We start from the raw sequence: 20,756 nt of genomic DNA on the forward strand, positions 1-20,756 counted from the left end.
ATGACTGCTCTGCTCAATCGGATCAAGGCGCGGATGACCATCCACGCCCACCGGCGCACGCGCCGTCTCCTCGACGGGGACTACTCCTCGGTCTTCCACGGCCACAGCCTCGACTTCGACGACCTGCGCGACTACATCCCCGGTGACGAGATCCGCGACATCGACTGGAAGGCCACGGCCCGCCATGCGGATCCGCTCGTCAAGCGCTACGTCGCCCACCGTCGCCACATCCTCGCCCTCGTCGTCGACACCTCCCGCGGCTTCGACGCCGTCACCTCGGCGGGGGCGGACAAACGGCAGCTCGCAATCCTCATGGCCGGGATGACCGGCTACCTCGCCGTGCGCCACGGTGACGACGTCATGCTCATCCACGGCGACGCCGAGCACACGCTGGCCTCCCCGCGCAAGGGCAGCGAGGCCCACCTCGAGCACCTCCTCCAGCAGATCCTCGCCGAGGCCGGAGGGACGACCGACGGGTCGATCGACGCGCAGCTGCAGTGGATCGCCGGGCACATCACCCACCGGATGCTCATCGTCGTCATCTCCGACCAGGCGCCGCTCGGCCCCGAGGCGGAGGCGACGATCAGGCGCCTGCGCGCCCAGCACGAGATCCTCTGGATCACCATCACCGACGCCGACCTCGCGCGTCTCGGCCCCGCCGCCGCCCCCTTCGACGTCGCCCGCGCCGACGTCGGCCTGCCGTCCTCGGTCATGGCTGACCCCCGGGTGCAGGCGGAGTTCATCGTCGCCGAGGCGGAGCGCCGTCAGCACCGCACCGACCTGCTCTCGAAGCTCGGGATCGCCCACACCGAGGTGTCCGAGCCCGAGCAGGCGCTCGGCAGCCTGCATTCCCTGCTCTGGAGGCACCGTCGTGGGTCCCGTTGAGCTCATGGGTCCGCTGCAGATCTCGGTGTGGTGGTACGTCGCCGCCGCGATCGTCCTCCTCGCAGCGCTCGTCAACCTCTTCGCCCCGCTCCTGCGCGCGGCCGCCGGCGCCACGGCGAAGGCGCAGCCGCGGATCCCGATCCCCGTCCGCAGCACGTACATGACCCGCATCGCCGACGTCGAGGCGGATCTCGCCGCCGGTGAGACCGACGTCCGCGAGGGCGCGCGGACGCTGGCGAAGATCGTCCGCGAGTTCGCCCGCGACGCGTGGGGCGTGCGCTCGGAGCATCTGACGTACCGCGATGCCGCGGTCGCCGGCCTCGACGACCTCGCCGATTCCCTGCGCGGGCTCTACACCGCCGAGTTCGCCGAGGACGGGGCCGAGGACCTGCGTGCCCAGATCGCCGAGGCGAGGAAGCTGGTGGCGCGATGGTCCTGATGTTCTGGTGGCTCGCGCTCGCGCTCCTCGTCCTCGCCGCACTCGCCGTCGTCGTCTTCCGGCGTCCGCGCCGCACGGTCTCCTCCCTGCCCGTCGCCCACAGCGCACGGATGACGAGCCTTCCCGGGTTCCGCCGTGCGATGCGGAGGAAGATGACGCTCACCGCCGCCTTCCTCGGCGTCATCGCCCTCACCGGACTCGGGGCGCTCGCCGGAGTCGCCCGGCCCGCCTGGATCGAGACCGTCAACCCGGAGAAGAAGCTGCGCGACGTCATGCTCTGCCTCGACGTCTCCGGCTCGATGCTCGGCTACGACGCCGACCTGCTGGCCGCCTACCAGGAGCTCGTCGAGCGCTTCGACGGCGAGCGCATCGGCATGACCGTCTTCAATGCGACCGCGGTCTCCGCGTTCCCGCTCACCGATGACTACGACATGGTGCAGAACTACCTCGAGGACGCCGAGCAGGGGTTCCGGACGTGGGGCTCGGAGGGCACCGACTACTCATGGTCGACCTCGCCGCCGAACATCGGCGGGTCCTCGCTCATCGGCGACGGACTCGTGTCCTGCATCGACAACTTCGACCGCAAGGACGAGGACCGGTCGCGCTCGATCGTCTTCGCCACCGACAACATGCTCGCCGGTGAGCCCCTGTTCGAGCTCAACGAGGCCGCCGACATCGCCGTGGAGGCGAACGTCCGGATCTACAGCCTCTCCCCGCCGTCGATCCTCGCAACCACCCAGACCCAGGAGCTCAGGTCCGTCTCCGATCGGACCGGCGGCAAGCAGTTCGACATGGGTTCGGCGACGACGATCGACCGCATCGTCTCGGAGATCCAGAGCCAGGAGGCGCAGAACACTCCGGGTCGCTCGTACACGATCGTCCACGACATGCCCGCCGCTCCCCTGCTCATCGCCGCGTTCGGACTCATCGGCGTCTTCGTCCTCGCGTGGAGGGTGCGATCATGACCTTCGACCCGCTGCTCGGATGGATCGGCACGGCCGTCATCGTCGCCGTCCTCCTCGCCGTGTGCCTCATCCCCCTCATCCGCGGCCGGGGCCCGAAGTGGAAGTGGTTCGCGCGCATCGGCGTCGTCGCCGTCCTCGCCCTCGCCCTCGCCCGCCCGGGCGTCACCACCGAGTCGACGACCGAGGAGTACGAGACCGCCGCCGACGTCTACTTCCTCGTCGACACGACGACGTCGATGGCCGCCGAGGACTACAACGGGACCACCCCGCGCATCGACGGGGTCAAGGAGGACATGCTCGCGCTCGCGGAGCAGCTGCCGGGCGCGCGCCTGAGCATCATCACCTTCGCCTCGACCGCCTCGACGGCGATGCCCCTGACAACCGACCACGCGGCCTTCGCCTCGGCGGTCGACGTGCTCACCCCGGAGTACTCGCTCAATTCGAACGGCTCGTCGATCACCGAGGCCGGTGACGAGCTCAAGGCCCGGATGGATTCGAACGAGGAGGACCGGCCGGGCAACAAGACCCTCGTCTTCTACTTCGGCGACGGAGAGCAGACGGCGCCCGGTCAGCCGGACTCGTGGACCTCCTTCGCCTCCCGCATCGACTCCGGCGCCGTGTTCGGCTACGGCACGACCGCGGGCGGGAAGATGAAGGAGTCCCAGCCCTTCGGCTCCGGCGGATTCCCCGGCGGCACCGACCAGGACCCCTGGGATCAGGACAGCTCCGGCCAGGACGGCGGCGGCCTCGACTCCGGCTCGTCCTCGGACGATGAGTACATCCGCGACGCCGAGGGCAACCTCGGGATCTCGACGATCGACGAGGCGAACCTCAGGCAGTTGAGCTCCGACCTCGGCGTCCCCTACCACCTGCGCGACGGCAGCGCCCCGATGTCCTCGGTCTACACCGCACCGACCTACGATCAGCAGCTCGTGCGCAAGGACGGGCGCGTCACCGTCGACGAGTACTACTGGATCCCGCTCGCGCTCGTCTTCGCGTGGATCGCCGTGGAGATGATCTTCGCCTTCCGGCAGTTCGTCCGCCTGCGGGCGATCATGCCCCCGCGCCGAGGCGGTCGCCGTGCAGCCGCGCCCCCGCCGATGTCGGGTCCGCCGCTGCCCGGGCCGCCGCTGCCCGGCGGACCCCCGCGGCCCTTCGGTCCCCCACCGGGTTCCGGACCGCCACCGCGCACCGGACCGCCACACGGGGACCCCCGCCGCCCGATGCCGGTCGGTGCTCCCTCGCGTCCGGAGAGCGGAGGACGACGATGAGGCGACTCACCCGCCTGTGGACGCGCCTGCGTCTGCTCACGAAGATCAACCTCCTCCTCGGCACGGCGCTCGGTCTCGCCTTCGCCTATATCGCGACGACCGTCTACTTCGGTGCGGCATCGCAGGTCCGCTACGACTCCAACGACTTCCCCGGAGCCCAGAAGGCAGCGACCGTCTTCCTTGCGCTCAGCCCGCTCGAACGCCACATCGGCTACTACAACCGGGGCACCGCGAAGGCCGCCGTCGGTGACTTCGAACCCGCGCAGGAGGACCTCGAGACCGCGCTCGACCTCACCCCGCCGCGGGACGAGTGCGCGGTGCGGATCAACCTCTCCTTCGTCTACGAGAAGCTCGCCGACCAGGTCGCAGGCCAGGACGAGAAGAAGTCCGGAGAACTCTACGACCAGGCGCTGGCCACGCTCGCCGACGCTCCCGAGGAGTGCCGGCCGGATCAGAGCGAGACCCAGCAGAAGAGCGACGAGGCCAGCGAACGCGTCCAGGAGAAGAAGGACGGCGGCCAGAGCCAGGACAGCGGATCCGGCGACGACTCCCAGGGGTCTCAGGGCGATGACGAGCAGAACGGCGACGACCAGCAGAACACCGACGACCAGCAGGGCTCCGGCGACCAGAACCAGGACGATCAGGGCAGCGAGGAGCAGAAGGACGACTCGGGCGAGATGACCGAGGAGGAGAAGAAGCGCGAGGAGCTGCGCCAGCGCGGCGAGGACTCCAACCGCGAACAGCAGCAGGGACCCGGCGGCAACGGCGGACGCACGACCCCGGACAAGCCGTGGTGAGCGCTGTGCGATCATGAGTGCATGACCGACACCTCACCCTCGGCCGAGGCTGCCCCCGGCCTGCCGCGTCTGCGCTCCGCCCTGACGACGTTCCCGCCCTACATCCCGGGCAAACCGCCGGCAGAGGTGCCCGGTCTCACCCCGTACAAGCTCTCCTCGAACGAGAACCACCTGCCGCCGCTGCCGGCCGTGCTCGAGACGATGGCCGCCCACGCCGTCGCCCCCGCCGCCTACCCCGACGACGCGGCGGCGGCGCTGCGCCGGGAGCTCGCCGACCGCCTCGGCGTGGGCACCGACAACCTCGTCGTCACGACGGGGGCGAGCGAGCTCCTAGTCGCCCTCACCCAGATCACCTCGGACGCGACCACCGAGGCGATCTACCCCTGGCCGTCGTTCGAGATGTACCCGCAGACGACGGGCCTGGCCGGGTCGACCCGCATCGAGGTGCCGCTGCGGTCCGACGGCACCCACGACCTCGCGGCGATGGCGGCCGCGATCACCGAGGCGACGAGCCTCATCATCCTCTGCTCCCCGAACAACCCGACCGGCCCGGTGCTCCGCGACGCCGAGGTGCGCGAATTCCTCACCGCGGTCCCCGACCATGTCGTCGTCGCCCTCGACGAAGCGTACTGGGAGTTCGCGAACACGCCCGGCGCCGTCGACGGCCTCGAGCTCGTCGCCGACCATCCCAACGTCGTCCTCCTGCGCACCTTCTCCAAGGCCCACGGACTCGCAGGGCTGCGCGTCGGCTACGGAGTCGGCCATCCGAGCGTCATCGCCGGCCTCCTCAAGGCCGTCATCCCCTTCGGCGTCACCGACCTCAGCCAGGCCGCGGCGCTCGAGTCGCTGCGCCACTGGGACGAGGTCATCGACCGCGCAAGGCAGATCGCCACGATCCGCGACGGATTCGCCGCGGGCCTGCGCACCCAGGGCTGGGAGGTCCCCGAGGCTCAGGGCAACTTCGTCTGGCTGCCGCTCGGGCCGCTCTCCGACGCCTTCGAGGACGCCTGCGTCGCCGCCGCGATCGCCGTGCGCAACCTCGGCGACGGGGTGCGCATCAGCATCGGCCCGCCCGAGGCCCTCGACCGGGTCCTTGAGGTCGCAGCGGCCTTCCGCGCCGAGCACTTCGGCTGACCGGACCCGGCACGCCGGCGGTCAGAGTTCGGCGAGTTCGAGGGCGATCGCCACGGCCTGCGTCGTCTCCGGGTCCGCAAGATCGCGCCCGAGCAGCCGTTCGATCCGCTGCAGCCGCGCCCGCACCGTGTGCCGGTGGACGCCGAGCTCGGTCGCCACAGCGTCCCGCACTCCCCCGGCGGCGATGAAGGACCGCAGGGTGAGGAGCAGCTCGCGCCCGTCCTTCGAGGAGATGAGGTCGCCGAGGACCCGGTCGACGAAGCGGTTCGCCGCCGCCTCGTCGATCGCCGACAGCAGCGCCCTGACATCGGAGTTCGCCGTCTCATGCTGGGTCCGCCACACCGTCCACGTGTGATGGACCTGGGTCAGGGGCAGCAGTTTGGCGAAGAGCTTCTCCACCCCCGTCACCTCCGCGACCCGATCGACGAGGCTGTCGCCGGTGTGGAGGACGCCGACCATCGACCCGGAGCGGGCGATGAGGGTGTCGGGACCGAGGTCGGCGAGCAGCTGTTCCGCGGTCTCTCCGCGCACCTCGCCGAAGATCGTGAATCGGGCACGGGCGACCGCGGGCGAACCGGTGCGCAGCACCCACTCCGTCCGGGCCTCCGCCGGCTGCAGTGACGTCGTGAACAGGCGCGACTCACCCCGCCGAGGCGGCCCCGCGGAGATCGCGAGACCGAGGAGGGCCGCAGCGGTCGAGAGCAGCTGGGAGCGGGTGCGCTGACTCACGGTCGTCTCCGCCGCAGCGAGGATCCATCCGGCGACCCGCTCATCACCGACCGGCACGGCCTCGAACCCTCCCGCGCCTGCCCTGAGCAGACGCGGAGCCGACGAGGTGCCGAGCGCCTCGCCGATGAGCTCGGAGCGCACGGCCACAGGCGGGTTCGGACCGGTCAGCCCCCGCCCGGTCGGGGAGACGAACTGGACCTCGCCGCCGAGGGTGTCGGCGAGGTCGGCGACGAGATCGGCGGGACCGGTGCGGGCGAGCGCGGTGGCGAACCGGCGACCCGCGCTCGAGGCTCGGGTGACCTCGCGGTTCGTCTCCTCCTCGCGCATCCTCGTGAAGGCGTCGACGACGGCGACGAACGGCACGGGTTCGGGCACGCCGAAGAGCGCGAGCCCGTGTTCCTCAGCATGCCGGATGAGCGAGGCCGGCAGCTCGACCGAGGGCAGGTCGCTGCCGAGACCGATGCCGAGCGCGTGGACCCCGACCCGGGTGAGTCTCGCGATGTAGTCACCGGCCGAGGGCGCGGTGAGATCCTGGCCGACGCCGATCGTGAGCAGAACCTCGCCGCCGGCGAGCCATTCGTCGACTTCCGGCAGCTCGGAGGAGTGGACGATCGTCACCTCCTTCTCCCGCGCGCCCGGCGGATCGACGGCGATCTCGAGGGCGAGTTCGCGCCGCGCCCACAGCTGTCCCAAGGTGACCATGCGCCCATCCTATCCACTGTGTCCATGCTCGGCGGATGCACTGTCCGCAGTGGATATCTGTGACGGGGATGACACGTCCTAGGCTGAGGGCACACACTGCCGCCCTCACCCGACGACGCCCAAGGAGAGTCCATGCCGTCCCAACCCCTCGGCCCTGCCGACTACAGCCAGACCCCGCGCTTCGCGGGACCCCCGACCTTCGGTCTCCTCCCCCGCCTCGACGAGGTCGAAGCTGCCCGTCCGGGTGAGAGGATCGACGTCAAGGTCGTCGGCATCCCCTTCGATGCCGGTGTCAGCTACCGTCCCGGTGCCCGCTTCGGTCCCGCGCACATCCGCCAGTCCTCGAAGCTGCTGCGCCCCTACAACCAGGCGACGAACGTCCACCCGTTCACGTGGCAGCAGGTCGCCGACTGCGGTGACCTCGGCGTCAATCCCTTCGACATCGAAGAGGCCATCGCCACCGTCGAGGAGAACGCCGACGCCCTGCGCGCCGACGGAGCGAAGATCCTCACCCTCGGCGGCGACCACACGCTCGCGCTGCCGAACCTCCGTTCGCTGCACAAGACGCACGGGAAGATCGCCGTCCTCCACTTCGACGCCCACCTCGACACATGGGACACGTACTTCGGGGCCCCGTACACGCACGGCACGCCCTTCCGGCGGGCGAGCGAAGAGGGTCTGCTCGACCTCGAATCGTGCATGCACGTCGGCATCCGCGGCCCCCTCTACGGGAGCAAGGACCTCGAGGACGACAGCGTGCTCGGCTTCCAGATCATCCGCAGCGACGACTACCAGTTCACCTCCGTGCCCGAGGTCGTCGCCCGCATCCGCAGGCGCCTCGGCGATGCTCCTGTCTACCTCTCGATCGACATCGACGTCCTCGACCCGGCGGCCGCGCCCGGCACCGGCACCCCCGAGGCGGGCGGCATGACGAGCCGTGAGCTGCTCAATACCATCCGCGGGCTCCAGGGGCTCAACATCGTCGGCGCGGAGATCGTCGAGGTCGCCCCCGCCTACGACCATGCGGAGATCACGGGGCTCGCCGCCGCCCACGCCGGCTACGAGATCCTCTCCCTGTGGGCGGCCGAGCAGAACGGGCTCACCGGACCCTCGGGTCCCAGCGGGGAGGCCCTCGGTGTCTGAGACGACCCACCGCAACGGCGGCCTCGCCGTCGTCTCGACGCTCGTCGCCCATGGTGTCGACACGATCTTCGGCATCCCCGGCACCCACAACCTCGAGTTCTACCGGCATCTGCCGGCGTTCGGGATCCGCGCCGTCACGCCTCGCCACGAGCAGGGTGCCGGCTACGGCGCCGACGGGTACTTCCTGCTCTCGGGCAAGCCCGGGGTCGTCATCACGACCTCGGGTCCGGGACTGACGAACGTCATCACGGCAGCGGCGACCGCGTACGCGGAGTCGCGTCCGATGCTCATCCTCTCCCCCGGTGTGCCCACCGGGCTCGAGCGCGCCGACATCGGCATGCTCCATGAGACCAAGGACTCCTCCGGGGCCCTGTCCCACCTGCTCGTGTCCTCCCAGCGCACGCGCACCGCCGAGGGTGCGGCCCAGGCCGTCGCCGAGGCGTTCGCCCTCTTCGCGTCCTCCCGTCCGGGTCCTGTCCACATCGAGGTCCCCCTCGACGTCCTCGAGGGCGCCTGGCACGGCAGCGTGCCCGCGCCGATCCCGGCCCGCCGGCCCGGTCTCGACGCCCACGCCGTCACCCGCGCTGCCGAGGCGATCCGCAGTGCCTCACGCCCGGTCATCGTCGCAGGCGGCGGGGCGCGTGCGGCCGCCGCCGAGGTGGCGGCGCTCGCCGAGTCGATCGACGCTCCGGTGGCGACGACGGCCAACGGCAAGGGCATCGTCGATGAGGACCATCCGCTCTCGCTGGGGTCGAACGTCCGATTCCCGAGCGTCCAGGCCGAGACCGCCGCCGCCGACGTCCTCATCGTCCTCGGCTCCGAACTCGCCGACTCCGACCTCTGGGGCGGGACGATCGGCGCCCAGACCGCCCCCGGGGTCAGGGACGAGTCGGCAGACCAGGTCGTCATCCGCTGCGACATCGACCCCGACCAGTTGGGCAAGAACCTCAGCGGGGACATCCTCGTCTGCGCCGACACCGGTGAGTTCCTCACCGCACTCGCCGCCGAACTCGACGCCGCACCGGCGGCTGCGGACACACCCGCAGAGGACACGACCACGACCGACGGCGGGACCGCCTCGGCGAGGGAGAGGGTCGAGACGATCCGCGCGCACTGGGGCGCAGATTTCGACTCCGAGCGGATCGGGGCCCGGGTGACCCGGCTCGTCGCCGCCGGCGCCGGCCCGGACGTCGTCATCGCCGGGGACTCCTCCCAGGTCACCTACGACGGCTCGGTCCACGCGCTTCTCGCCCACACCCCCGACCAGCTGCTCTACATGCCCGGCTTCGCCACGCTCGGCTACGGCATTCCGGCGGCGATCGGGGCGAAGGTCGCCTCCCCGCAGCGTCCGGTCGTCTGCGTCCTCGGGGACGGGGCGGCGATGTTCTCGATCCAGGAGGTCATGACCGCGACCGAACTCGGCCTCGGGATCCCCTTCGTCATCGTCGACAACGGCGGGTACGCGGAGATCGAGGAGCAGATGGTCGACCGGGACATGGAGCCCTTCGCCGTCCGCCTCGCTCGCCCGGACTTCGCCCAGCTCGGCGCCTCGATGGGAGGGGTCGGGGTGAGCATGCGGGAGTCGGAGATGACCGCAGAGCTGCCCGACGCCGTCGCCGAGGCGCTGGGACGCGCCGTTCCCACCATCATCCACATCACCGTCGGCGACTGAACCGACCCTGGAATAAGGAGTCACTGTGGACTCACTCGTTGTCATCATCTATCTCGCCGCGATGGTGGGATTCGGAATCTGGGGCCGGTTCAAGGCGAAGGACCAGGACGACTTCCTCGTCGCCGGCAGACGGCTGGGCGGACTGCTCTACACGGGCACGATGTCGGCCGTCGTCCTCGGCGGGGCGTCGACCATCGGCGGGGTCGGCCTCGGCTACACCGCTGGGCTCTCAGGCATGTGGCTGGTCTTGAGCATCGGCATGGGCATCATCGTCCTCTCCCTGTTCTTCGCCCCGAAGATCCAGAGGCTCGAGATCTACACCGTCTCGCAGATGCTCGAACTCCGCTACGGGAAGGGCTCGCGCCTCGTGTCCGGGACGATCATGACCGCCTACGGTCTCATGATCTCGACGACCTCGACGGTCGCCTACGCGACGGTCTTCCACGCCCTGTTCGACCTCGACAAGTTCTGGTCGGTGATCATCGGCGGCGGCATCGTCATCACGTACTCGATGCTCGGTGGCATGTGGTCGATCACGCTCACCGACTTCGTCCAGTTCCTCATCCAGACCGTCGGCATCTTCCTCCTCATGCTCCCCCTCGTCATCAACCGCGCGGGAGGGCTGACGGAGCTGTTCTCGTCCCTGCCCGCCGAGGCGACGAGTCCCGTGGGCATCGGATGGCAGGCGATCCTGAGCTACATCCTCATCTACACCCTCGGCCTGCTCATCGGGCAGGACATCTGGCAGCGCGTGTTCACCGCGCGCAGTCCCGGCGTGGCCCGGTGGGGTGGGCTCTCGGCCGGCGTCTACTGCCTCCTCTACGCCGTCGCCGGTGCCCTCATCGGGATGGCGGCGACCCGGATCGTGCCGGGCATCGATGTCGCCGACGATGTCTTCGTCGCCGTCGTCGACGCGTCGATGTCGCCGGTGCTCGCCGGGTTCGTCCTCGCCGCGGCACTCGCGGCGATGATGTCGACGGCCTCGGGGTCGCTCATGGCCGCCTCGACCGTGTGCCGGCAGGACATCGTCGAGCCGCTCCTGGCCAAGCGCGACATCATGCCGGTGACGAGCGATGAGGAGCTCGCGGCCGGGACGAGGACGGACGGATCCGGCGGAGCGAAGACCGCGCTCACGCGCTCCCTCGTCCGCGAGACCGGGGATGAGATCCGCGACTCGCGGATCTACCTCATCGGGCTCGGCATCGTCACCCTTGCACTCGCCCTCATCATGCCGAGCGTCGTCGAGGCCCTCACCGTCGCCTACAACCTCCTCGTCGCCGGTCTCTTCATCCCGATCCTCGGCGGTCTCGTCTTCCGCCGCGGCACGATCGTCGGCGTCATGGCGGGCATGATCCTCGGATCGGTGACGACGATCGTCGTGATGATCACGCTGGGCATCTACTCGAACGAGGCGATCTACCTCGGTCTCCTCGCCTCACTGCTCGGCTACGTCGCAGGCTCCCTCGTCTCGAAGCCGACGCCGCCTGAGATCATGGCCGAATGGCGGGAGCGCCTGAGCCGGTGATGCTCAGTGCCGGCCGGAGCCGCGTCGCTTCGGCCGGGCGATCTCCCACACCGCGTAGGCGCCGAAGAGCCCGGCGGCGATCCATGTGCCGACCCGCTTCTGCTCGGGCGAGGTGAGCGTGGCGACATAGCCGACGAGGGGAACGTGGTAGCGGACGAGTCCGCGGACCTGCACGGCACGGACCGGATCCGGGTCGGCCGCGGCGTTCGCGTCGCCTTGGGTGCGGTAGACGGTCTCCCCGTTCTCCTCGTCGACTGAGATGATGCGATGGGTGACGACCTCGTCGCCGCCGGATTCGATCTGGAAGGTGATCACCTGGCCGGTGCGCAGGTTCTGCGCCTGGGCCGGGGTGAGCGGTTTGACGATGACCTGCGAACCGGGCGGGATCGTCGGGTCCATCGACCCGGTGATCACGGTGAGCGGCACCCAGCCCATGGCCAGCGGCAGCGCGACGGTGGCGATGAGGACGCCTGAGAAGGCCGCGACGAGGATCCCGCAGACCCAGGAGACGATGCGGTTCGCTCGGCGGCGACGACGCGGTCGTCGCCGGGGAACACCGTCTGCGGGGGTCGGAACAGCGGACGCTCGGGTGTCTGCGGTCATCGGAGGTCCTCTCCTTCGCTGTCGGCAGCGCCCGGCCCGCCGCTCGATCGCCGGCGTGCGGCGGCGACGAGGAGGAACCCTGCGAACGCGAGCACGAAGGCTGCGAGTGCGATGACCCCGAGTCCGTCGATCCCCGTCCGCGGCAGCGCTGACCCCTCCGCCGTGTCCGTGCCGTCGACGTGGGCGTCGTCTCCGTTCGACGACGATCCCTCCGCCGAGGCGGCCTCCCCCGCCGTATCGTCGGTCGCGTCGCTGCCGCCCCGGGAGTCGGAGTCGGCCCGATCGTCCGTGCGGTCGCTCTCGCATTCGGTGTCCGCCTTGACGCCGAGGTCGAAGCGCAGCGGCCACGTCCGATCCTGGGTGTCGTTGTCCTCCTCGGCGACGGCCGGGAGCTCGACGTCGACGCGGAGGATGTCCTGAGCCTGCGGTTCGATCGTCCCCAGGGGAATGCGCTCGCCGACGACCTGACTGTACGTGCCCGTCGCAGCGATCGTCCCCGCCCACGTGATCGTCACCCGCAGATCGTGGTCGATGTTCGCCACCGGGGAGTCCTGGGACTCGACGATGAGGGTGACCGCCACCGGCGCCTCGGCGATCGACCGGATGCTCAGCTCGTCGCTGCCGGTCGCACCGGGAGCGAGCAGACCGGGCACCTCGGGGAAGGCGCGCTCGAACTCGGACGGCGCGAACTCGCCGCTCCCGCCCACCTCGGCGACGGTGATGGTCTCGTCGATCGAGGCCGCGCAGGTTCCGGCGGCGGCAGGGACGGTGACGAAGGAACCGCCGAGGACGATCGCGAGCGTCGCGAGCGTGACCAGGGCCAGGGGCCCGGCGACGAACCATGCGGCCCACGGGATGCTGGTGAGTGCGCGGCGGGCGATCACAGCGTCGCCAGACTGACGGTGCACGATGGGCTGGAATCGAACGCCGGCCGGTAGATGTTCATCTCGTACACGGGTGACTGGGTCTCCCGCTCTCCGTTCGGTCCTGCCGGGTGCCCCGCAGCACCACCGGTGCCGCGGATGACGAACCGGACGGTCCTGTCGTAGCCGACCGTTCGGTCGTAGGGCTGCCTGATGACCTCGACGCGGTCCCCGGTGAAGCCGGACCCCACCTCGGGGATGGCGACATAGGACGCATAGTCCTCGGGGTCCCCGTCGAGTCGTCGAGCCGTCTTCGCCAGGCCGGAGAACTCAGGACGCTGCACCGTCCTGACGGAGAACGTGTGGGAGGAGTCGGAGTTGTAGACGGGGGTGCAGGTGATGATCTCATAGGGCGTCGCCTCGGTCTTGATCACCGGCTGCTTCACCGTCGCCGTCACTCCCCGGCACTCCTGCTTCGCCGTCGCTCCTGCCGGGCAGGCCGAGCGGTCTCCGGGGGCGGGACCGAGCACACCGTCGGGATAGAGCTGGGCGCTCTCCTCCTCGGTCAGGCCGTCGACGGCCCACTCCACGGCGAACCGGAAGGAGAACTTCGCTCCCCTCGCCTCGGTGAGATCCTGGTAGAGCAGGTAGGTGGGCTTCGCTCCGACACCGACCTCGACCTCTTCCCGGGCTCCGGGAGCGAGCTTCCACTGCAGGGTCGCACCGGGGAACTGCGCGGTCGACGTCGACGAGGTGACGCTCGCGGCGATCTGCTGCTTCGCGCCGGCGGCGTCCCTCACCCAGGCCTGAGCCGTGTCAGTCGCCTCCGAGACGTTCTCACCGGTGAGCTGCACCGAGGCGATCCTGATCGTCGCCACCAGCGTCGTCGACGAGTCGTTCGTCAGCGTCAGCGAGGTCTCATTCATCTGCCGGTCGAACCAGTTCCAGTCTCCGTAGTCAGGGGTCTCGACCCCGAGGGTCTTCGCTCTGATGACCGTGGGCTGGGCCCGAACCGTGAGACCGGACGAGTCGGCAGCCTCCGAGGTGAACCGGGCCTGTGTGGCCGGACTCGCACTCAGAGCCACAGCGGCGGCGACGGCGACGAAGAGCAGCGCACACAGACCGGCGAGGCCCGTGCGGGCTCGGCGGCTGGGGTTCCCTCCCCGGATCATCGGTCCTCCTGCACAACGGTGACGGACAGCGACGGAATCGTCAGCGCAGTGGAATCGCTCGACCCTGCCGCCGCGCCGAGGCAGTCGAAGGGCCGCTCGGCGGTGACGGTCTGCGAACCGGTCAGCGGACCGGTCGGACTCACAGCCGCCTTCCCCGCCGACCATGCGGCGGAGACGTTCGCGGGTGCCGCGTCCGGGGTGACCGCGTACCGCAGGTTCTCACCGTCGGCGGCGACCTCGAACGACGAGGAGACGATGAGTCGGTCGCCCCGCATGAAGGCGAAGGCCTCCGCCTGATCCTTCGTCAGCACGGCGCACGACCTGAAGTCACCGGTCGCCGTGCACGAGGGCTTCCCCGACAGCCGTGCATCCTTGTCGATCCTGCTCATCACCCGATAGGCGGGATCGGCGGCGGTGGCCGCGAGCTCTCCGGTCTCGACGGTGATCGGAGCCTGAGAGAAGGCAGCTTCGTCGTACCACTTCGCACCGCTGCCCAACCCGCTCGACAGCAGGAGCAGGGCCGCGGCCAGAGCGGCGAACACCCGCACTCTCATCTCACCTCCGATTCTTCGCGCGTGTCCTCCGGCACGGAGAGTCCGTGCCGGAGGAGACGGTCTCAGCGGTCGCTCTGGACCAGGCGCAGCTTGACGTCGCCGGTGTTGAACGAGAAGTCCGAGGCCTGCTTGTCCTTGCCCCACCACTGCGCAGAGTCGGTGCCCGGGTTCTCGCGGTTGAGCGAGTTGTCCTGGGAGTCCTTGAACTCCTTGAAGTAGATGGAGAAGCCGACGTCGAAGGTCGCACCGTCATCGGCGGCGGTGAGCGCGAGCGGCGAGGTGCTGCCGTTGACCGTGGTCTTGAGCACCGCGAATTCGTCGTCGACGAGTTTTGCGAGGTCACCCGTCGGAACCGCGCTCAGCGTCGCTTTGAGGTTCTTTCCCTTGATATTCGTCACGACTTTCGAGCTGCCGGTGCACTGCATGGTGGTGGTGTCATAGCGTCGAAGCAACACTCCCGGTCGGCGGGGGTCTGATCGGTGGAGTGTGCAGATGGCGCGGGTGGGGTTGTCGTTCAGCGACAGGTCGGAGATCTCGGCGGCCTCGAAAGCGGGCTGGTCGGTGCGGAGGATCGCCCGTCACCTGGGGCGTTGCCCGTCGGTGATCTCGCGGGAGCTTCACCGGAACTCGACGAAGACCCGCGGCTACCAGGCCGTGACCGCAGACGTCAGAGCGCAGCGTCGGCGAGCTCGCCCGCAGCAGCGGAAGGTCGCGGGGGATCCGGTGCTGCAGGCGAGGGTGGACGCCGACCTGGCCGCGTCCTGGACGCCGAACGAGATAGCGGGCCGGTTGCGTCTGGAGGCGACAGACCCGACCGTTGAACGCATGGCGAACTCTCCTGACGCACGCGGCCGAACCGTCTCCGGTGAGGCTATCTACCAGTACATCTACGCAATCCCGAAGGGTGAGCTCGCCCGCAAGGGCATCTTCCTGCAGTCCAAGCGGACCAAGCGCCGACCACGTACGACCGGGCGGACGCGCGGTGGCCCAATCGTAGGTATGGTCCCGATCGCGGAGCGAGGTGAGGACGCCGCCCAGCGTCGGGTGCCGGGGCACTGGGAGGGTGACCTGATCATCGGGAAGAACGGCACCTCGTGCGCGGCGACGCTGGTGGAGCGGATGAGCGGGTTCACCGGGCTGCTGGCCCTGCCCTCGAAACACGCCGAGCCAACCGCTGACGCGGTCATCGAGTTTTTCAACGACCTGCCCGAGATGATGAAGGCATCGTTGGCGTGGGACCAGGGCAGCGAGATGGCCCAGCACGCGAAGGTCTCCCTGGCCACGGCGATGCCGGTCTACTTCGCCGATCCCCACTCGCCCTGGCAGAGGCCCAGCAACGAGAACACGAACCGGCTCTACCGGGAGTATCTGCCCAAGGGCACGGTGATCCCCGATCACCAGCCCTACCTCACCACCATCGCCGAGGAGATCAACAATCGACCCCGCCGCCGACTGGGCTATCTCACGCCCACCGAGGCATTCGCTCGACTGCTCGCCGGCGAGCCCCATGTTGCTTCGACGCCTTGACATCGCCGGTGTCACCGGGAACAATCGCGTCACCCGGTGCGACATTATCGCCGCCGTCAGCCCACTGGCACGAGAGGTTGTCGATCGCGAAGTTGAGCACACCCGACTGCACGGCAGCGGCATCCTGGCCCAGCGACGCCTCGTCGTACCAGCGGGCGAACGTGAGCCCTCCCCCGACGAGCAGTGCAACAGCGGCTCCACCTGCGACGACAGACTTCTTATTGATTCTCATGTGATTTCACTTTCCAGCACTACCGGTGCCATTCATGATGAATTGTCGGAAACACAGGAATGACGCTCACATGAATGACCAATTCACTTTCAGCGCAGTTCTGCGAATTCATCCCGACATCTTTCGCTATCTATATTTATCATGCTTTTACCGTGAATGACCAATTCATTATCTATATTACCGAGAAGTATTGGGAGTTAACTACTTCTGAGTAAGTGAATTCTTCCAATTATGCAAGAGCCATTTCTCGCATTCTGGATCTGAAATTCGGCGCCGCATTCGCGCCCACACCGGCTCTGACTTGGCGCGGAACTCTGATTGCCCTATATTCGAGTCTGTCAGGACGATTGCTCCGCCGACTGTGGCGAAGATGACAGTCCGGCGTTCGAAAAAAGAGCGCGAAGCCGCGGGTGCGCGAGTGAGACACATATGGATCTCTCCATATCCCGCTCCGCGAAAGGCCGCTCATGGCACACACCTCGGCGCATGTCGCCCATACCCTCGCCCGCCACATCGACGAGGTCTTCGGCCTCATGGGCAACGGGAACGCCTACTTCCTCGACTCCCTGCTCACGACCACCTCGGCGAACTACACCGCCGTCCGCCACGAGGCGGGTGCCGTCGTCGCCGCCGACGCCCACTTCCGCACCTCGGGGCGGATCGCGGCCGCGACGACGACGTACGGCGCCGGGTTCACGAACACGCTCACGGCGCTGGCCGAAGCGGCGCAGGCCCGCGTGCCCCTCGTCCTCGTCGTCGGGGACGAGCCGACATCGGGGCCGAGGCCGTGGGATGTCGATCAGATCGCGATGGCCTCAGCCGTCGGCGTGCGCACGTACACGGTCGGTCGCGTCGACGCGGCAGCTGCCACCGTCACCGCGATCGAGCACGCCCTGACCTACCGGGTGCCGGTGGTGCTCGCGATCCCCTACGACGTCGCAACCCTCGAGATCGGGGAGATCCCCGAGGTGCCGGGCCCGGGAGAGCCCTCTCCCCTCTCGCCGACCGGGGAGTTCCCGCAGGCCGCGCTCGACCGTCTGACCGGACTCCTCGCCGAGGCGGAGCGTCCGATCCTCCTCGCCGGGCGCGGCGCATGGCTGGCAGGAGCGGCGAAGGAGCTCGGAGAGCTCGCCGACGCGACCGGGGCGCTGAGGGTTATAGGACAGAAAGTGTGTCTTTTCCGGGCGCGTCACCCGCGTCGTCCTCCCCACCCCTTCTGGATGCCGATGCCGTCTTCCCACGAGAACCCTGTCCCGTACTCCACCGGTCCGATCGGCTCCTCACGAGGAGCACGCACACGCTTCGGCGGTGCCCAATGCTCCGGCCCGACCAAGGACCACCCCGTCCCGGCCTGATGAGACCTCTCGAAGAGGAACCAGTCCACCCCACGCCGGGCATGCCCCTCACTCAACCCGCGGTGTGCCCGCAGCAGTCCTTTGATGCCCGCATTGATCCCGCCTTCTAACGCGTTCGTCGTCCGCGCGAGCTCGATACCCTCGTCAGCGGCATCCAACCAGGTGAACAAGTGTCCTTTCGCGATGATCCGTGAGAGGAAGAAATACGCTCGACGGGTCCGCAGATGCGTGTACCACCACGACTGTCCACGACGGACATGCGCCGGCCTCGCACCAGCGTCTTTGGCCCTGGTGCGGTGTTTGAGGAACCTTGACCACTTCGCCTCCCACGACGCGAACGCCGCCAACCACGCTGCTGCTTGATCGCGGGAGTCAACCCGCGGCAGCGCCTGGTACAGGCGCAACAGTTCCTGGTTGGCCGGCAAGCTCGGATTCCGGGTCAGGTGCCGGTGTCCGGCCTGCCGGATATGGAAGAAACACCGTTGGATGCGGGTATCTGGCCACAGCGTCTCGATCACAGTGGTCAAAGGACCGTTGCCATCGACGACGGCGTATCTCGGGGCAGGGATACGGGCGATCAACGCCGTCCAGGACGCGGTCTTCTCCCGATCACACCACTGCCAGTGAATGACCTTCTCCCCGGTGTAGGCGATGAGGACGCACCACCCGTTGAAATAGGTGCCATCGAGCATGATCTGGTCATGGATCTCCCCAGTCGCTGACACGGTCGGGGCGATTCGCCAGCACCATTGAGTGCGGCGGCGGAAGGTTCGGGTCGACCCGAAGTGATCGACAGCCGTCTGTGGTGCGGGACCGAGTAGCCAGTCGAGGAAGACCCGCAGCTCGGTTCTTCGTGTCGATACGGCCCGTGTACCGGTGCTGCTGGCCCCGCAGTTCGGGCACCGGTACCTCGGTGTACCAGCACTGGTCGTGCCGTTCTTCTTCAGCCTTGTTTGACAGATCACGCATGTACGTCGATTGCAAGCACCCCATCGATGCTAAGCCCGATCAGCTAAGCAAACCGGGTATTGCCGTTGGGATTGCTGGGCACGAGCCTGATCCGAGACACACTTTCTGTCCTATAGCCCGGCGCTGACGGTGACGACGGCGCTGGGGCGGAACATCTTCCCGCGATCTGAGTACGACCTCGGCGTGGCAGGAGGGTTCGGGGCGCCGGGAGCGATGGAGAGGGTCCGGCAGGCCGATGTCGCCGTCGTCATCGGGGCCTCGCTCAACCAGTTCACGATGCGCTTCGGGGAGCTCTTCGCCCCCGGCACTCAGGTGTGGCAGATCGACGTCGACGACCGACCGACGCACGCCCGGGTCGGCGGATTCATCCGCGCCGATGCCCGGCTGGCCGCCGCCGAGCTCACTGCGCGTCTGCGCGCTGCCGGTGCCCGGCCGAGCACGTGGCGCGAGAGCGTCGACACCACGGCCGACCGCACCTATGAGGCCGGCACGGAGTTCGCCGCCGACGGCCGACTCGATCCGCGGGCCGCTGCCGCCCGCCTCGGCGAGCTTCTGCCCGAGGATCGGGTCGTCGTCTCCGACGGGGGCCACTTCATCGCGTGGGCGAACATGTTCTGGGAGCCGAGCGCGCCGGACCGGCTGGCGTTGGTCGGCACCGCGTTCCAGTCGATCGGGCTCGGCTGGCACAGCGTCGCGGGAGCCGCTCGGGCGAACCCGGAGGCGACGATCGTGCTCACCACCGGGGACGGAGGCGGGATGATGGCGCTCTCCGACCTCGACACGGCGATCCGATCCGCGGGCGGCAGAGGGATCGCTGTCGTCTTCAACGACGCCGCGTACGGGGCGGAGGTCAACCTCTACGGGCTCAAGGGGCTGGCGACGGAGCCGATGCTCATCGACGAGATCGACTTCGCCGCCCTGGCCACGGCCGCGGGCGGCCAGGGCGTCGTCGTCCGCTCGCTCGCCGACCTCGAGGTCCTCAAGGAGTGGGCGGCGACTCCCGTGGACGAGCGGAGGTTCCTCGTCCTCGACCTGCGCATCTCTGGCGGCGTCATCGCGCCGTACCAGGAAGAGGTCATCCGCATCAACGCGTGAGCCGCACGCGGTGGGGGCGTCGGGTACAGGGGCCCGCTGCCGGGCACGACGAAGCCCCGCCCGCCTGGTGAACACCAAGCGGACGGGGCCGTCGTGATTGTGGAGATGGCGGGAATCGAACCCGCGTCCGTCGGCAGATTGTCAGGACTTCTCCGGGCGCAGTTCGTGAAGCAGTCTCTTAGGTTCTGGCCATCGCACGAACACGTAGACCAACGAACGGAGTTGGGTAAGAGTCCCTCAGATGCCCCCAACGTGCATCTGAAGCAGTGGCCCCTTAAGCGACGCCAGGATCTAGAGCAGAGGCAACTCTAGGCTGACGGATTCGCAGCTCGCGCTCTATCAGGCAGCGAGGGCGAAATCGGTGCGGTTTTCAGATTTAGCACCTATTGTTTTGCAGAGGACATTAACGAGATGACTCTGCATTCTCGGCCCGCTTCTCCCGACGCAGTGTCCAACGTCGAAACCGATCATCCCCATATTCTGTTGCCAATCCTGTCCATGTCACCTGCGCTGACAGGTTCCATCGGACAGGAACACCAGCATACTCTCTCAACACCGGCCGATCCAATTGCATTCCCGACCGGTGGCGGAAACCGCTCAGAGGTGCTGATCGTTCAGAGGCACTTTCCGCTCAGAGATACTGCTTGGACTTCATCGCGCGCTCGGCTTCGCGCTTGTCCTGGGCTTCGCGCAGCGACTGGCGCTTGTCCCACTCGCGCTTGCCGCGGGCGAGGGCGATCTCGACCTTGACCCGGGAACCGTCGAAGTAGAGTTCGAGCGGGATGAGGGTGCGTCCGGACTCCTTGACCTTCTGGGAGATCTTGAGGATCTCCTCGCGGTGGAGCAGGAGCTTGCGGCGGCGCCTCGCGGCGTGGTTCGTCCAGGTCCCCTGGAGGTACTCGGGGATGTAGACGTTCTCGAGCCACGCCTCGTTCTGGAAGATGAGGGCGAAGCCGTCGGTGAGCGAGGCACGGCCCTCGCGCAGGGACTTCACCTCGGTCCCGGTGAGGACGAGTCCGGCCTCCCACGTGTCCTCGATGTGGTAGTCGTGGCGTGCCTTGCGATTGCGCGCAATGACCTTCTTGCCCGTGTCCTTCGCCATGGTCGGCCTCCTCTCAGCTCTC

19 protein-coding genes, 1 other RNA gene and 2 pseudogenes are annotated in these 20,756 nt (G+C 68.5%); 13 read left to right on the forward strand and 9 right to left on the reverse strand.

The features are described 5' to 3' along the window. From ACQ1RG_RS17000 to ACQ1RG_RS17025, 6 genes are read left to right on the forward strand one after another with little or no spacing between them, the layout of a single operon-like run. Nucleotides 1-885 (forward strand): DUF58 domain-containing protein, encoded by an 885-nt coding sequence (locus tag ACQ1RG_RS17000; protein ID WP_009379515.1) that lies wholly within the window; start codon nucleotides 1-3, stop codon nucleotides 883-885. Beyond that, nucleotides 872-1,324 (forward strand): hypothetical protein, encoded by a 453-nt coding sequence (locus tag ACQ1RG_RS17005; protein WP_100227494.1) that lies wholly within the window; start codon nucleotides 872-874, stop codon nucleotides 1,322-1,324. Before ACQ1RG_RS17000 ends, ACQ1RG_RS17005 begins: the two co-directional genes overlap by 14 nt. Then, nucleotides 1,315-2,289 carry a vWA domain-containing protein gene (locus tag ACQ1RG_RS17010; protein ID WP_009379522.1) on the forward strand — a complete coding sequence of 325 codons (975 nt, stop codon included), beginning with the start codon at nucleotides 1,315-1,317 and terminating at the stop codon, nucleotides 2,287-2,289. Before ACQ1RG_RS17005 ends, ACQ1RG_RS17010 begins: the two co-directional genes overlap by 10 nt. Further along, nucleotides 2,286-3,560 carry a vWA domain-containing protein gene (locus ACQ1RG_RS17015; protein WP_063249142.1) on the forward strand — a complete coding sequence of 425 codons (1,275 nt, stop codon included), beginning with the start codon at nucleotides 2,286-2,288 and terminating at the stop codon, nucleotides 3,558-3,560. The genes ACQ1RG_RS17010 and ACQ1RG_RS17015 overlap by 4 nt, the downstream gene beginning before the upstream one ends. Then, nucleotides 3,557-4,357: a tetratricopeptide repeat protein gene (locus ACQ1RG_RS17020; protein ID WP_101624899.1), complete on the forward strand. Its 801-nt coding sequence runs from the start codon at nucleotides 3,557-3,559 to the stop codon at nucleotides 4,355-4,357. The genes ACQ1RG_RS17015 and ACQ1RG_RS17020 overlap by 4 nt, the downstream gene beginning before the upstream one ends. A 21-nt stretch (nucleotides 4,358-4,378) precedes the next feature. After that, nucleotides 4,379-5,491 carry a histidinol-phosphate transaminase gene (locus tag ACQ1RG_RS17025; RefSeq protein WP_009379528.1) on the forward strand — a complete coding sequence of 371 codons (1,113 nt, stop codon included), beginning with the start codon at nucleotides 4,379-4,381 and terminating at the stop codon, nucleotides 5,489-5,491. A 21-nt stretch (nucleotides 5,492-5,512) separates the two neighbouring features. On the opposite strand, the gene ACQ1RG_RS17030 is transcribed toward ACQ1RG_RS17025, so the two are convergent. Further along, nucleotides 5,513-6,922 carry a PucR family transcriptional regulator gene (locus ACQ1RG_RS17030; RefSeq protein WP_009379530.1) on the reverse strand — a complete coding sequence of 470 codons (1,410 nt, stop codon included), beginning with the start codon at nucleotides 6,920-6,922 and terminating at the stop codon, nucleotides 5,513-5,515. A 132-nt stretch (nucleotides 6,923-7,054) separates the two neighbouring features. Between ACQ1RG_RS17030 and speB the strand changes: the two genes are divergently transcribed. From speB to ACQ1RG_RS17045, 3 genes are read left to right on the forward strand one after another with little or no spacing between them, the layout of a single operon-like run. After that, on the forward strand, nucleotides 7,055-8,065 hold the full coding sequence (gene speB, locus ACQ1RG_RS17035) for an agmatinase (RefSeq protein WP_063249144.1): 1,011 nt from the start codon (nucleotides 7,055-7,057) through the stop codon (nucleotides 8,063-8,065). Beyond that, nucleotides 8,058-9,737, forward strand: a complete 1,680-nt coding sequence (locus ACQ1RG_RS17040; protein ID WP_009379534.1) for a thiamine pyrophosphate-binding protein — start codon at nucleotides 8,058-8,060, stop codon at nucleotides 9,735-9,737. Before speB ends, ACQ1RG_RS17040 begins: the two co-directional genes overlap by 8 nt. Before the next feature lie 25 nt (nucleotides 9,738-9,762). After that, the gene (locus ACQ1RG_RS17045) at nucleotides 9,763-11,262 is read left to right on the forward strand and encodes a sodium:solute symporter (protein WP_231882173.1); all 1,500 of its coding nucleotides are present in this window, start codon (nucleotides 9,763-9,765) and stop codon (nucleotides 11,260-11,262) included. Between the two features lie 3 nt (nucleotides 11,263-11,265). Here ACQ1RG_RS17045 and ACQ1RG_RS17050 read toward each other — a convergent pair whose 3' ends face one another. From ACQ1RG_RS17050 to ACQ1RG_RS17070, 5 genes are all read right to left on the reverse strand, one after another. Beyond that, nucleotides 11,266-11,865, reverse strand: coding sequence for a signal peptidase I (locus ACQ1RG_RS17050; protein ID WP_009379538.1), 600 nt, complete (start codon nucleotides 11,863-11,865; stop codon nucleotides 11,266-11,268). Next, entirely contained in the window at nucleotides 11,862-12,773 is a 912-nt protein-coding gene (locus tag ACQ1RG_RS17055; RefSeq protein WP_131248135.1) for a hypothetical protein, read from the reverse strand. Before ACQ1RG_RS17055 ends, ACQ1RG_RS17050 begins: the two co-directional genes overlap by 4 nt. Beyond that, complete coding sequence (locus tag ACQ1RG_RS17060) at nucleotides 12,746-13,900, reverse strand: hypothetical protein (protein WP_009379542.1); 1,155 nt, start codon at nucleotides 13,898-13,900, stop codon at nucleotides 12,746-12,748. The genes ACQ1RG_RS17055 and ACQ1RG_RS17060 overlap by 28 nt, the downstream gene beginning before the upstream one ends. Continuing rightward, nucleotides 13,897-14,454 carry a hypothetical protein gene (locus ACQ1RG_RS17065; protein WP_131248136.1) on the reverse strand — a complete coding sequence of 186 codons (558 nt, stop codon included), beginning with the start codon at nucleotides 14,452-14,454 and terminating at the stop codon, nucleotides 13,897-13,899. The genes ACQ1RG_RS17060 and ACQ1RG_RS17065 overlap by 4 nt, the downstream gene beginning before the upstream one ends. 62 nt (nucleotides 14,455-14,516) lie before the next feature. After that, the gene (locus ACQ1RG_RS17070; RefSeq protein WP_156491128.1) at nucleotides 14,517-14,852 is read right to left on the reverse strand and encodes a hypothetical protein; all 336 of its coding nucleotides are present in this window, start codon (nucleotides 14,850-14,852) and stop codon (nucleotides 14,517-14,519) included. Between the two features lie 94 nt (nucleotides 14,853-14,946). Here ACQ1RG_RS17070 and ACQ1RG_RS17075 point away from each other — a divergent pair, with 94 nt between their 5' ends. The 3 genes and pseudogenes from ACQ1RG_RS17075 to ACQ1RG_RS17085 all read left to right on the forward strand — a co-directional run. Then, nucleotides 14,947-15,981: an IS30 family transposase gene (locus ACQ1RG_RS17075; RefSeq protein WP_009381402.1), complete on the forward strand. Its 1,035-nt coding sequence runs from the start codon at nucleotides 14,947-14,949 to the stop codon at nucleotides 15,979-15,981. Continuing rightward, a complete protein-coding gene (locus ACQ1RG_RS17080) occupies nucleotides 15,962-16,276 on the forward strand; it encodes a hypothetical protein (RefSeq protein ID WP_430600380.1) in 315 nt (104 codons plus the stop codon). The genes ACQ1RG_RS17075 and ACQ1RG_RS17080 overlap by 20 nt, the downstream gene beginning before the upstream one ends. Before the next feature lie 404 nt (nucleotides 16,277-16,680). Continuing rightward, nucleotides 16,681-17,364: pseudogene (locus ACQ1RG_RS17085) on the forward strand (thiamine pyrophosphate-binding protein); the annotation flags it as partial. A 38-nt stretch (nucleotides 17,365-17,402) separates the two neighbouring features. Here ACQ1RG_RS17085 and ACQ1RG_RS17090 read toward each other — a convergent pair. Then, nucleotides 17,403-18,533 carry an IS1249 family transposase gene (locus ACQ1RG_RS17090; RefSeq protein ID WP_144589524.1) on the reverse strand — a complete coding sequence of 377 codons (1,131 nt, stop codon included), beginning with the start codon at nucleotides 18,531-18,533 and terminating at the stop codon, nucleotides 17,403-17,405. Nucleotides 18,534-18,657: 124 nt separating this feature from the next. On the opposite strand from ACQ1RG_RS17090, the pseudogene ACQ1RG_RS17095 reads away from it, so the two are divergent. After that, nucleotides 18,658-19,632: pseudogene (locus ACQ1RG_RS17095) on the forward strand (thiamine pyrophosphate-dependent enzyme); the annotation flags it as partial. A 97-nt stretch (nucleotides 19,633-19,729) separates the two neighbouring features. On the opposite strand, the gene ssrA reads toward ACQ1RG_RS17095, so the two are convergent. Both ssrA and smpB read right to left on the reverse strand, forming a co-directional pair. Then, nucleotides 19,730-20,107: a transfer-messenger RNA gene (gene ssrA, locus ACQ1RG_RS17100) on the reverse strand. 156 nt (nucleotides 20,108-20,263) lie between these two features. Further along, a complete protein-coding gene (gene smpB / locus ACQ1RG_RS17105) occupies nucleotides 20,264-20,734 on the reverse strand; it encodes an SsrA-binding protein SmpB (protein ID WP_009379549.1) in 471 nt (156 codons plus the stop codon). Between the last annotated feature and the right edge of the window lie 22 nt (nucleotides 20,735-20,756).

Origin of the sequence: Brevibacterium sp. K72, from assembly GCF_050562175.1 — a bacterium.
GTDB classification, from domain to species: Bacteria; Actinomycetota; Actinomycetes; order Actinomycetales; family Brevibacteriaceae; genus Brevibacterium; species Brevibacterium casei.

What these genes read in the sequence shown, in the direction of transcription:
- ACQ1RG_RS17010 (WP_009379522.1), top strand. Translation starts at nt 1,315, where the DNA reads ATGGTCCTGATGTTCTGGTGGCTCGCGCTCGCGCTCCTCGTCCTCGCC.
- smpB (WP_009379549.1), bottom strand. Translation starts at nt 20,734, where the DNA reads ATGGCGAAGGACACGGGCAAGAAGGTCATTGCGCGCAATCGCAAGGCA.
- ACQ1RG_RS17025 (WP_009379528.1), top strand. Translation starts at nt 4,379, where the DNA reads ATGACCGACACCTCACCCTCGGCCGAGGCTGCCCCCGGCCTGCCGCGT.
- ACQ1RG_RS17080 (WP_430600380.1), top strand. Translation starts at nt 15,962, where the DNA reads ATGTTGCTTCGACGCCTTGACATCGCCGGTGTCACCGGGAACAATCGC.
- ACQ1RG_RS17075 (WP_009381402.1), top strand. Translation starts at nt 14,947, where the DNA reads ATGGCGCGGGTGGGGTTGTCGTTCAGCGACAGGTCGGAGATCTCGGCG.
- speB (WP_063249144.1), top strand. Translation starts at nt 7,055, where the DNA reads ATGCCGTCCCAACCCCTCGGCCCTGCCGACTACAGCCAGACCCCGCGC.
- ACQ1RG_RS17065 (WP_131248136.1), bottom strand. Translation starts at nt 14,454, where the DNA reads ATGAGAGTGCGGGTGTTCGCCGCTCTGGCCGCGGCCCTGCTCCTGCTG.
- ACQ1RG_RS17030 (WP_009379530.1), bottom strand. Translation starts at nt 6,922, where the DNA reads ATGGTCACCTTGGGACAGCTGTGGGCGCGGCGCGAACTCGCCCTCGAG.
- ACQ1RG_RS17020 (WP_101624899.1), top strand. Translation starts at nt 3,557, where the DNA reads ATGAGGCGACTCACCCGCCTGTGGACGCGCCTGCGTCTGCTCACGAAG.
- ACQ1RG_RS17050 (WP_009379538.1), bottom strand. Translation starts at nt 11,865, where the DNA reads ATGACCGCAGACACCCGAGCGTCCGCTGTTCCGACCCCCGCAGACGGT.
- ACQ1RG_RS17000 (WP_009379515.1), top strand. Translation starts at nt 1, where the DNA reads ATGACTGCTCTGCTCAATCGGATCAAGGCGCGGATGACCATCCACGCC.
- ACQ1RG_RS17015 (WP_063249142.1), top strand. Translation starts at nt 2,286, where the DNA reads ATGACCTTCGACCCGCTGCTCGGATGGATCGGCACGGCCGTCATCGTC.
- ACQ1RG_RS17060 (WP_009379542.1), bottom strand. Translation starts at nt 13,900, where the DNA reads ATGATCCGGGGAGGGAACCCCAGCCGCCGAGCCCGCACGGGCCTCGCC.